This is a genomic window from uncultured Subdoligranulum sp., from assembly GCF_937890665.1.
This window is the reverse complement of record NZ_CALADU010000238.1, coordinates 1-12,055: the sequence shown is the minus strand read 5'-3', so window position 1 is coordinate 12,055 and position 12,055 is coordinate 1. Positions and strand designations below refer to the sequence as shown.

General features: G+C 45.8%; 8 protein-coding genes. All 8 read right to left on the bottom strand.

The window, feature by feature from the left end; translation table 11 throughout:
• On the bottom strand, positions 1–631 hold a 631-nt coding region (locus tag Q0526_RS13340; RefSeq protein ID WP_298734488.1), incomplete at its 3' end, for an AAA domain-containing protein.
• A gap of 24 nt (positions 632–655) precedes the next feature.
• Positions 656–3,718 carry a DEAD/DEAH box helicase family protein gene (locus Q0526_RS13335; protein WP_298734487.1) on the bottom strand — a complete coding sequence of 1,021 codons (3,063 nt, stop codon included), beginning with the start codon at positions 3,716–3,718 and terminating at the stop codon, positions 656–658.
• Positions 3,715–4,281 carry a hypothetical protein gene (locus Q0526_RS13330; RefSeq protein ID WP_298734485.1) on the bottom strand — a complete coding sequence of 189 codons (567 nt, stop codon included), beginning with the start codon at positions 4,279–4,281 and terminating at the stop codon, positions 3,715–3,717. The genes Q0526_RS13335 and Q0526_RS13330 overlap by 4 nt, the downstream gene beginning before the upstream one ends.
• Positions 4,281–6,383, bottom strand: coding sequence for a site-specific DNA-methyltransferase (locus Q0526_RS13325; RefSeq protein ID WP_298734481.1), 2,103 nt, complete (start codon positions 6,381–6,383; stop codon positions 4,281–4,283). The genes Q0526_RS13330 and Q0526_RS13325 overlap by 1 nt, the downstream gene beginning before the upstream one ends.
• The gene (locus tag Q0526_RS13320) at positions 6,364–7,515 is read right to left on the bottom strand and encodes a hypothetical protein (RefSeq protein WP_298734479.1); all 1,152 of its coding nucleotides are present in this window, start codon (positions 7,513–7,515) and stop codon (positions 6,364–6,366) included. Before Q0526_RS13320 ends, Q0526_RS13325 begins: the two co-directional genes overlap by 20 nt.
• Positions 7,512–8,162, bottom strand: coding sequence for a DUF4391 domain-containing protein (locus Q0526_RS13315; RefSeq protein WP_298734477.1), 651 nt, complete (start codon positions 8,160–8,162; stop codon positions 7,512–7,514). The genes Q0526_RS13320 and Q0526_RS13315 overlap by 4 nt, the downstream gene beginning before the upstream one ends.
• A 46-nt stretch (positions 8,163–8,208) precedes the next feature.
• Positions 8,209–9,948 (bottom strand): DUF262 domain-containing protein, encoded by a 1,740-nt coding sequence (locus tag Q0526_RS13310; protein ID WP_298734475.1) that lies wholly within the window; start codon positions 9,946–9,948, stop codon positions 8,209–8,211.
• A gap of 44 nt (positions 9,949–9,992) precedes the next feature.
• Positions 9,993–12,055 (bottom strand): helicase-related protein (locus tag Q0526_RS13305; protein WP_298734473.1); only part of this gene is annotated, 2,063 nt, incomplete at its 5' end.

Here is a 12,055-nt window from a genome sequence, read left to right as displayed (position 1 = left end):
TCAAAATTGTCTGTGTCTTTCCGGTACCGGGAGGCCCCTGGATGATGCTGATCTGTGAGGAAAGAGCATTCTCCACCGCTGTTTTCTGGCTCTGGTTCAGGCCAAAAGGATAGATGACTGCCTCGGGGAGCGTCCGCACCGCGGGCTTCTTGGAAGAATCCAGATAGCAGGATAGTACAGTTGCGTCGCTGACACTTTTGATTCGCTCGTACTGGGCACTCAGGATATTGAGCCCACCTTCGGCAACCAGACTGACCGCCGATGCCGTTTCTTTGAAATACTCAAAAACACCTGCCTGTTTCTGGTTCATAAGGCAGTTTTTCTGAAGTTCCACTTGGCTTTTGGAGCATGTAAGGACTTTTTTCCCCGTTCTGAGGAAGCGATAAAAGGGGCCAAAATCCAGAATCTCATCGACCTGCGAAAGAGGGTTTCCGTCCACGGTAAGGATAAACTGCGCGGGATCAATTCGGCTTTGTACTTTTAGAAGCTGCACCTTTTCGGCGTGGTAGCGATAAGGCTTAGGAGACGTGGTATAGACCACCTCGCACATACCGCCTTGAAAACGGAAGCTGGCGACGGAGTCAGTTTTATCCTGCCCGTTGATCAGAAGCATATATTTTTTGCTGTCCATCGCAGACCTCTTTCACTACATTCTTTACCGCATCACTTTGTCGAGCAGTGCCTGATACCCATCGATCACATCATAAACAACATCACCGTTGCTAATAGCCTTAAAATGCTCTTTGGCACAATGGATCTTAGCTTTTTCAATATCACGCAGCTGCATAGATCGCATGGATCCCTTGGTTTCTGCCACAAAATAGATGTGCTTCACCATCCCCTCATAGAATGCGATGGCCCAGTCCGGATTGTAGCGTCCCACTGGCGTGGAAATATAAAACCCATTTGGCAGTTTTACATAGACCGCTACTTCCGAGTGAATGTCCAATTCTGTGGCGAAGTCCCGCTCGTTGGTGGAGTCATAGAGGATATGATCATAGAGGTGCTTATCTGCCTTCATCGCATTAGTCCCGAGGTGGCCCTTTAGCGTAGGCTCGGTGAACACATCGGTGTCGTAGCAGTCATCCAAAACATTGTAGGTAATATGCTGAATGATGGCAGTGGCCTTTTCATCGTTGATGAGGGCGGCTGCTTTGATAATAAACTCCTCTGGGTTCTCCCGGAACTGGTTGAAAACCAACGGCTCAATACCAGTTAGAATTGCAATGATGGCTTTGCGGGTAAGTCCTGTTTCATCCACCAATTTGCCGACCAAATCGTATTTGACGGAGCTATTGGCCCGAACTTGTTTGTCCTGGGAATACATCTCAGATTTTTTCTTAGAGAAAGAAGTCCCTTCCAGCAAAGAGTCCTTAGATTTGACTTCCTCCATAGATCCACTTTCCACCTTAAAGTAGATTTTAGAAACACGAAGGTTATGGTTCAGTGCGGTAATTGACTTCTGGATCAGTTCTTCGGTATTAAAATCCACTACATAGACGGATTTACTGTTGATTTTAGACCAGAGAGCCTTGAATTCCGGCATGGCCAGTTTGTTCTGATCCACCTGCAGCTCCACATTGTTGCTTCGGGCATTCTCTGGCTTCATGACTCGGTCATTATAAACGGCATCCAGAATATCCAGGACAGATCCCGCACAGTCTGCGGCTTCTTCCGCAATTTTTACTTGGTTGTTAGCCTTATCTTCAAAAAATTTGTCTGTCAGTATGCCCTTACGATCCACATAGCCGTTAATAATCAGGTCATAGCAGATGGCTTGTGCGAGGGCCTCATCCACCACCTGTTCATTTCCAGAGGTATCCTGGAGGACTTTGCCTTTAAACAGGTCCGCCGTAACCGCACGGGGCCGGTCCGCCACAGCTTCCGCCATTTCAGACTGCAGGCCCTTTGCAAAACTTTCGTAGCTTTCACTGGCGATAACGGTCAGGATGTTGATATTGTGTACCTCATTGCCCAGAACATTGGCATCCATACGGTCTCCGTCCTGGTTGACGCACAGACGCAGCCCGCGGCCCACTTCCTGGCGCTTGCGAACCTCACTGCTGCTTTGCTTCAGGGTACAGATCTGGAACACATTGGGGTTGTCCCAACCTTCCCGCAGGGCGGAGTGAGAGAAGATAAAGCGCACCGGGGATTTTTTCGGATCACGGTCCAGCAGCAGTTCCTTGTTTTTCATAATCAAGTCATAGGCGTCAATATCGTCGGAGGTCTTTTCCTTTTTGTCTCCTAACTTACTGTCCGTCATGCGACCCTTTTTATCTACGGAAAAATATCCTGCATGGGTGTCCGCTGCCTTGATTGAATCCAGATACTTGAGATATTCTTCCTCGCCAACACCCAGTTGAAGAGTGGAGACAATATCGTTGTACTCCTCTTCAAAAATATCTGCAAAGATGCCATTGTAAGGCTGCCCCGCAGCATCATATTGCTTGTAGTGGGCCACCTCGTCAATAAAGAATAGAGAAAGAACCTTGATGCCCTTATAGAATAACTGCCTCTCTCGTTCGATGTGAGAGAGGATGGTCTCCCGAATCTGGATCCGGCGTAACTGCTCCTCACTGACCTTACCGACCACATCACCGGCATAGAGTTTGACTCCGTTTAGAAATTCCAAAGAGTCATCTCGCCCATCAATGGCCTTCACCACAAAACCGTTTTTATATTCCTCAAGCTTTGTGGTTTCACCGGAATTGTCATAGAGGTTATAGCCAATCCCAACCTTGCGGGTGACCTTCCGAACCCCGGCAGATCCCCGGTAGTCAAACTGAATGGTGGCGGTGGGATCCGCCTTGGAGAGGTTGATCCCCTCCAGGTAAACGAAGCCGTCGGTAGCGGTACTGCCGCTCTCGGTGATTCCCTTGACGGCGATTTTCTTTACCAGCTTCTTGTTATATGCCTCCATGGCGTCCAAACGATAGACCATATTGTAGATGCTGTCCGACTTATGAGTGGCGGAGTAGCGGAGCGTAAAGAGGGGATTGAACTCCTTTAGTCGCTCCTTGGTCTGCTTTCCCTCTACCGACTGGGGCTCGTCAATAATGAGAATCGGATTGGTCCTGGCAATGATGTCGATGGGACGGCGGGAGCGAAATTCGTCCAGTTTCATGTAAATACGCCGGGCATCCTTGCCCCGGGCATTGAAGGCTTGGGAGTTGATAATCATCACATTGATAGAGCTGTCTGAGGCGAAGCGATCAATCTCCGTAAGCTGGGAAGAGTTGTAGATAAAAAAACGAACCTTTTTTCCGTACTCTTCCGCAAAGTGCTCCTGAGTCACCTCAAAGGATTTGTAGACGCCTTCCCGGATAGCCACACTGGGGACCACCACGATGAATTTGCTCCAACCGTAGTGCTTGTTGAGCTCATACATGGTCTTGATATATGTGTAGGTTTTGCCCACGCCCGTCTCCATCTCAATGGTCAGGTTGTATCGGCCCTCTAAACGAGCGGAGGGGGTGATCTGATTGGTTCGCTGGATCTTATTCAGATGCTCCAGCACCACTTGGTCATTAAGTTCAGGCACAATGGGCTCATTGCGCCAGCCGGTAAATTCCCGCTCCTCCAGGGTAATCTGGTGCATCTCAGACCCCCGGTCCATCAGGTATGTGGGTGTTAGGTAGGGCTGTCCGACGAACACATCCACCACGGCTTTGGCAGCTTCGGCCTGAAATTTTTGATGTTTGAATTGGAGTTTCATAAAGGATTCCCCTTATACTTCTTACGGATCTGCTCCAAATTATTTCTTATGCATTGGGCTCGATTATCTTCGTACATTTCATCAAATTCCGTATCTGTCCAGTTAGGTTTCGACACAGGAACTAAGGCTACATCGTAATGGGCGAGCATGGTACGAATTGAGGCATTTGCAAAAGCAGCAACAAATCGAAAATCCACGGCGGGCGTAGGCTTTCCCTCAAAGCAGTAGCGCCAATCAACAAAAGTATTGGAGGCTAAAACGAGCTCATCCATACACTTTTGAGCATCTCTGTATTCTGGCGCTTTTTCAACCAAATAATTGAATATTTCGTACTGGTAGTCTTCGGGTAGCTTTAAGAACAGAACCAGCAGATTATGCTCTTTTCCATAATCAATTGAGTTTTTTACCAGAATTGCCTTGAGACTCAGCTCAATGGAAAAAGCACCGTTCACCAGCAAAGGAACATTATACATAGGTTCCCCTGTGCTTCTCTCAACTTGCTCAAGCGCAATATAGGCATTATAAAAAGATTTTGCTTGATATACTAAGAAATCCGCATTCATCAGATCACCTTCACCCGGGTATCAGGAGCCAGCAACTTGAAGATTTCGCCCACATTGATTTTCTCCGGGCTGGTGGCAAAGCTACTGTCACGGAATACGGCCCGGAGGGGCTTACGCCGGGCGATTTCTCGAATGACGCTCTCCGGTACATTTTCATCAAAGCAGGCGATCAAATCACCCTCGTTGTAGGTATGGACGGTGCAGCCTTCCATTTGCTCCGAGTGGTAAGGCATGGACAGAGAAAGCCCCCAATCCAGCAAGCAGCCAAAGAGCAGGTCCAGGTCGGTACGGTCTCTTTTGATGTTGGAGGCCATGTTCTGGAGCATCTGCTGGCTATACTCCTGGGCAGAATAGTAGACATCCTCCATATTGGTAGTATCCAGTTTGAGAACACGGAAACCATTATCGAATCCCGCGGCTTTGTCAATTAGGACATCGGATTTATCAAGAATTTCATTTTCTTCCTTTGGCAAAAACATTACCGTCCCCAACGTAAGTGCAGCGTTATTGAATATCTTATCTCTTAATTCCTCTCCAGCTCTGCGAATACGCTCTTTCCCGATGTCGCAGAGGGTTTCATATTGAGGAGAAGGACTTTTTTCCGGAAGTTGTACCAGAATAAATTTACGGTGACCGCCATCCTCCGCGTTTTTTCGCATGACTGCGTGGGCAGTTGTAGCAGAACCAGAGAAAAAGTCCATTACAATGGAATCCTTATCCGTAGCAACGGTAAGCATACGCTCCAGTAAGCGAACCGGTTTCGGCGTGTCAAACGGAGCGGAGCCATCAAACAAATTCTTGAGTTCTTTTTTCGCCTCGTCAGTATGGCCTACTTCCGTGTGAGCCCAAAAATTTGTGGGTAATTTCCCGTTGTTTTCATTCAGATAGGTTTTCCGCGCTATTCCTCCAGTTCCGTTTTTTGTAAAATAAAACCGCGGCCATGGTCCGGTTTCGTAAACTTCTTGTGCAAGCTTTTGTGATATTGATAGAGGAAGAGACAAAACAATTCCTTTAACATTTGGGCGAACATCTTTTGGGCTTATTCCGCAGATTTTTGCTCTCTCGTTTGCATCATCTAAGTCCTTGAGTTCGTACGGACACCATCCCTGCATAATACGGAGCATTTCATCCTGCTGATAACGCCAATGTGCATTATCACTTGGATAAATTAATTCCCCAGTAAACGGATGTTGGATGGCATATACCATTCCCTGGTGTGTAGACGCATCTGATGCAAATGCATTGTCTGCACGCCACAAAGTATGGTCGTGGTCTGGATTTTTGTACTTTGCGTCCATTTCTGCCGTTCTGGGTAATGCATATGGAGTCCAAGAAGTTTGTTTGCTGTACGCAACAATATGCTCTATCTCATTAACAACGCCCTTTGAGTCATTGCGGGTGGAATATGTTCTTTGCCATGAAATATCTGCCACAAAATTACTTTCACCAAATACTTCGCTGCACATTTTCAGCAGGTCAGCGCACTCATGATCATCAATAGAAATGAAAATAACACCATCGTCCGACAGCATATTTCTGGCCAGCATCAACCGGGGATACATCATACTGCACCAGTCGGAGTGGAACCGTGGATTGCTCTCCGAATTCTCCACAAAGTTCTTGTTGCCCTCTTCGTCAAACAGGCCGATCTGCTGGTCATACTCCTGCTTGTCCATCTCAAAACGGTCATTGTAGATGAAGTCGTGGCCGGTGTTGTAGGGCGGGTCAATATAGATCATCTTCACCTTGCCCAGGTACGCTTCCTGCAGGAGCTTCAGCACCTCCAGGTTGTCACCTTCGATGTAGAGGTTCTCCGTGGTGTCCCAGTTCTTGCTCTCCTCCGGGCAGGGGCGCAGAGTCTTGCGGATGGGTTTGTTGGCCTCTACGATGGCGGCTTTCTTGCCTACCCAAGTGAACTCATAGGCTTCGTCTCCCTCCAGTACTGCGTCAGACAGCAACTGCTTGAGCAGGTCAAAATTGATAGCCTTCTTCAGTCCACCGTGGCCATCCGGTCCCTCAGTCACGCACCCGGGGAAAAGAGCGGCCAGTTTCTCTATATTCTGCGCCGTCAAATCCGGCGTCTCAAATTTCATGTGGTTCATCAGTTTTATCCTCCGCTGTTTCTTCCGGCGACTCCTTAGGATTCTCCAAATCTATTTTTAAATCTTGAAGCGATTTTTGCAATTCAAGCAATGCGGCTGGTGCTTCAAACTCAGGTATTTTTATAGATCCAGCAATTTTTTGGATTTCTTGAAGCGCTGGAGGAATGTCCATTTTAATTTTTGAAATTTGTTCAATATTTTTCTGAATTTGAGAGAATTCGTAGGAAGAAAGATATGTCTTTATTGCGTTAAATTCCGGAGAACTTGCAATGCGGTTATATTCTTCAAGTGTTGCAAGCATTCCCGCATTATTAAATGTATAAATGGATGCTTGTACCTCAGCAAGCTGTTCTCGCCAGTCTTGTTTAGTAGTATCCATCTCTTTAATGGCATTTTCTATTACAGTATTAAAATCTTGTCTATCTTCATGCTGTGGAGTTTTTGCTTTAGCAATGATGATTTTATCGATTGCTATGTCAAGCTGCCTATTGATCCTCTTTAGCAGGTTGAGAGCAGAATTATAGGATACTGTTCCCATATTGTGTGCGTGCATAACATCATTTCGGAACTGTTTGACCTGTGTAAAGTCAGTACTTAATGAAGGAACCGCGTCATTTCCAATCAATCGATCCCAAAGTGTGCTTTCGGATATCTGCTGTAATGTTGCAAGTATCTCTGTTTTGGTGAACTGCCATGTTTTTTCGTTAATTGATTTTTTGACATCTTTAACGAATTGCGCATCGGAGAACAGCAAGGTAAAAATTTCTCCCAAATCTTTACTTTCAAGATCCTTTATAACGCCTGTATCACCTGTGTCTTGGCTTAAAGCACTTTTTAAATAAAGTAATTTCCTCAACTTACGTTCAAATTCGTTGAAACGTGGATAAAGGGCCCTGTTGTAGTAAGCCGAGCATCCATTACTTAAGATCGTTGGATGAAACTTGTCTACAACGAAGTCATTCACAACAGAAAGAATATTCGCATTTCTTTCATTTTCTCCGTCCAATGAAAATGTGACAAGCCAGCAGTCAGAATTTTCAATATCGTATGTTTTTACCTTAACAGATTTATATGTATAGTGTTCGACTTCATATCTATATTTTTCACCGCTGAAAAGGTATTCTTGTATCATAATAGCTCCTCCGACTGCTTTTTTAACGCTTTTAGCTCCGTATTTAACTCCACCTGCCGGTTGAGCTGTTTTTCTTTTCTGATCTTGTTTTCCAGTGCCGTGATCTGTTTTTGGAGCTGCTTCCGCCGAAGATCCCGCTCCACGGAATCCTGCAAGTCCTTCTCTCCGCTGGAGGCAAGGCTCTCTCCGGCGATCTGCCGGACAAAGTTCTCGTACACCGCATCCATGGAAAGGCCCTCTATTTTGAGGGGAAGCAGCTCCACGTCCATCCACTGTGTGTGATAGTATTGGCGGACCTGAAAAGCGGTACTGCCGGAGGCGGCCTCCTTATAGCCGATCCATGCCTGGTACTTCCCTTCATGCTCCAGCAGGAAAAGAATGTGGTAGGGGATCTCCCGGTCGATCTGGAGCAAGACAGTTTCATCCAGGGAGGGCCGGTTCAGGCAAATCTCCAGCACTTCCAACTCTGTGACCGTTTTACCGGGAGCCAGATTAGCCGTGGAGACAGCAATTTTGTTTCTCCACCAGATCGTCCGGATTTGTTCCGTAAAAGACTTTTTCAGGGCGGGTGTCACCGATAAGTTCTCATAGAATTTCTGCTTGGGGATACGCTTGTTAAATTCCGTGCTTTTCGGCAGATTCAGCATCGGGACTCCCTCCTCCATTTATACCCCAAAAGGTCAAAAGCAGATGCTATTTTAGTAATTCATTTTCTCCCAAATAGTTTAGGAACGCATCCATAATTTGCTCGGTCCGTTTTTGAATATCCTTTTCCGTGAAATCAGTTGCGGTTTCAGAAAGGCAGCGTAATTCATGGTTCTTTGTGCCCTCCTTTTGCTGGTTACGGCTATTAGTGAATCCTTGATAATATTTCACTTTATCCTCAAAGCGGTAATCCGCTGCCCGGATATTGATCCGCTTTTCAAGAAGCGCTTTATTACCCAGAGCTTCCAAATTCTTAACATCTGTAAGAGATTTATCTTTTTCATACCGGTTCCTGGCGTAAATATGTTCAATTTCTAATACAGTCTCAAGAGGAAAGAGTTCCTGCTCCTCATCCTCAAATGCCCACCAAGCCAGCATGGACTTCGTAATTGGTCTAATGTTGCTAAAGGTAAAATTACCAAACATACTCTGAACCTTTTCTGGTTCAAATTTGTACTCCGCAAAAGTTACAGGTGCTCCATTAACGATATTAACCATCTCTGCATACACCGGAGTTCGCAAAGCATTAACACCTGGGTTCGTAACCGCATACGTCCAGATAAACCCAGTAATTTTTCTAAGGAACTGATAGAACTGCTCTTCCTCAAGAAGACCCTCAGCATCTTTATTCTTCATAAAGAACACGGAGACGGCATAAGTCCACATTCCGTTAGGTGCATAATTTAAGACAAATAGGCGTCGGAGAATTCTGGAAGAAAAGTGATCTTTATCTTGATTGACTACATCTTCCCAGAACTGTGCAAGCGTAATCAAATCATTGAATGTATCTTCTTTTTTGAGAAGCGCATAGCCGTCTTTCTCATAAAACTTACGCAATGCTTCTGTAGTAGACGATTTAATCCCCAATTTTGCGCGGATATAGTACATATACCGTGTAAAAAGCTCATCCATAGGAGTTCCATTTAACGGGTGGAAAATCGACTCCGTCAGTTCTTCCAGCTCTTTCCATCGCTTTATAAAAATGTCTTTTTCTCCACGCTTGGAAAAATATTTATAGAACTGAGCCTTAAAAATATCAGAATCGGAGAGGGGCATGCCACGGTCATTTAGCGTAGAAAAAATTCGGAGTGCTGTGTCTTGCGATTCAGCTTCAATCGGGAGCAGAATACAGTTATTCATGATGCGAGTGGGCAAGTAAGCAAAATATGTTGGATATTTTGCCAGGAAGTCATCGATACAGTTTTGGAAAAATCGATAATTCGTGGCATACCTGCTCTTTTGGCCTGCTTTGATAACACCGTCTTTTAATATTTCGAGAAACTCATCCTTATCTTTATCGGTCGCAACCTCAGAATCAATTTTTAAGGCTGACATATCGGGCTTTCCAAATTCGTCTGTCCTCCAAATGCATTTTGCGATATCTTTGCTCGTTTCAACAGATGCTTCGTCCTTCATATGGCCAAATTTGGCATAGAAGGCGCGAAGAAGTAGCATTAGAGTAGTAAGCCGCTGCTGCCCATCAATCACTTCCAATTGACTGTTTTCGTTTTTATATGTGACAATAGGGCCAAGAAAATATTCGCTATTTCGATCAAATTTTGTTCGTCCTTCATCTGGAATTGCAAAAGTAAAAATATCATCCCATAAGGTTTGACATTCAGTCTCTCCCCAGGCATAAGGTCTCTGGTAATCTGGAATCAAAAAATCTGCTCGTTTATCTTGAAAAAGGTCTTTAATGGTCTTCTGATCGACATTTAATTTCGACACGGTTTCTACCCCCAATAGAGTAATATTTTCCCCTATGCTATTAGTCACTTAACAACCAAAAAACAAATTAATTCAAAATCATCCAGACCAGATACTTGAGAGAGGAGGGCGGTGGTGCCACCGCTCTTAAATAGGCTATTAATATCGTTTTCTTCTTTCACATCAACAATAGAGTTAACGGCTATGTTCAACAATTCTGACATCTCAGACATATTACGCCCGTCATCTGTCTCCTGATTAAACTTCCGGCACAGGTCGGAAATAGGCTCCATTTTCCCCCTGCACAGAAGACGGATAGTATCAAGCATTTGCTTAGGATCCAGGTAATCACAGTGGATTTCCCCATCCATGCCGACATAAACCATATAGAACGGATGAATACGGTTCCGGCTGTCCACATTGACACTGTCATTTACATTTCGGAGTACAAAGATGGCTCCGGCAGGGGCATCATCCCGGGCCGGAACTACAGCATGCATGCCGTGAGGCGTAGCCTCCACATCATGATGGTGCTTCATATACTCCAACAGATCTAAGCGGAATTCGTTTAGCCCAAGATCCATGATGGAAATTCCGGTGGTCATCTCCTCAATATCTACTACTTCCTCCTGAAGCCGTTTCAGCTGCTGACGACGATACTCCAGGTCGCCCTTCTCTTCCTCATTGATCAGATCATCGTCGCCAGTGGAGGTCATGATGGAGATTTTCATGCGGGTCTCCACACGACTTTTCAGGTTAATGTACTCATCCAGATCCATGTCGGGCCAGAAGTTCACCAATTGGATCACCGAGTTCTGGCTGCCAATGCGGTCGATACGGCCAAACCGCTGGATGATTCGCACCGGGTTCCAGTGGATATCATAGTTAATGAGATAGTCACAGTCTTGGAGATTCTGGCCCTCGGAGATGCAGTCCGTGGCGATCAGAATATCCAGTTCTTCCGTACTATCCTGCATTAAAATATCTCGTCCTTTGGAAACAGGAGAGAAGCAGGTAAGCACAGTATTCAAGTCAGCGCGTAGGCGGGGGATTGTGGTTTTCCCATCAACCGTTCCGGTAATCTCCGCCGTATTCAAACCAAATGCCTGCTTCACGAAAGGAGCGACCTGCTGGTAAAGATAGTCTGCAGTGTCAGAGAAAGCTGTAAAGATAATCATTTTCCGATTTCCTGGGTTGATAGGATTCGCTTGCTTTTTCTGAATCATCCCCAGCAGTGTCTGCAACTTGGTATCATGTTTTGGAGTAATATCCCCAATCATTAGGGAGAGTAGCTGCAGGTTATCGGCATCTTTTTCCAACTCCCGCAGCCAGGAAAGGTAGTCCATATCTGCCAGGTCAATTTTGATCCGTTTTCCAACAGAGAAATAGTCGGTATTCTGGTCGTCCATATCAAACTCGTCGACATTTGCAAAGTCCTCAAGTTCCAGCAGTTTGCCACCGGACTGATAGGCGTGGATGGTTTCGATGGTGGACTGGATCAAATGATATACCCGATCAATGGTGAGACGGAAGGCATAGACAGAACTCTCCAGTCGTTTGAGCAAATTGATGCTCATTAGGCGACGGATGCCCTCCTCACGTCCTTTTTGTGTTAGGCTTGTCCCTTTGTTATGGGTAAGTTCCTCGTATTTGGAGAGCCGGGAAGGCATGATATAGTAGGTGGGAGTGTAGATAGACAGATTGAGCGATATTAGTAGTTCATAGATTTGGTTGTAATTGATAGCATCTCCCAAGTCTGTCAGACAGGGGCGGAGGGAGATCGGTTTGAGCCGCTCTGGGAACTTGCCGATATCGGCAGTATCGTAATATTTCTCAATATGTCTTCTGGAGCGGGCAATGGTCACGCTGTCCAACACCTCAAAGAAGTCAAAATCCAGCATCTTGAGCAATGCATCGGTGGACCGCTCCTCAGCCGGAAGACGGCTCCATTCATTGAAAGCCTTTTGGGCCCGGCGAAAGATTTCATCAATAGTGGTACTGGTATCCAGTTTCTCATTGATTTGGGCAGAGTCTCCCTCATAGGCCAGCGCCAGTTGGTTTTTCAAGTCGATAAATCGATTGTTAACCGGGGTGGCAGAGAGCATCAGGACCTTTGTACGAACACCCG

Bases quoted from the DNA above. Each gene is read 5' to 3' on its own strand.
- Q0526_RS13335 (WP_298734487.1), bottom strand. From the start codon at position 3,718: ATGAAACTCCAATTCAAACATCAAAAATTTCAGGCCGAAGCTGCCAAA.
- Q0526_RS13330 (WP_298734485.1), bottom strand. From the start codon at position 4,281: ATGAATGCGGATTTCTTAGTATATCAAGCAAAATCTTTTTATAATGCC.
- Q0526_RS13325 (WP_298734481.1), bottom strand. From the start codon at position 6,383: ATGAACCACATGAAATTTGAGACGCCGGATTTGACGGCGCAGAATATA.
- Q0526_RS13320 (WP_298734479.1), bottom strand. From the start codon at position 7,515: ATGATACAAGAATACCTTTTCAGCGGTGAAAAATATAGATATGAAGTC.
- Q0526_RS13315 (WP_298734477.1), bottom strand. From the start codon at position 8,162: ATGCTGAATCTGCCGAAAAGCACGGAATTTAACAAGCGTATCCCCAAG.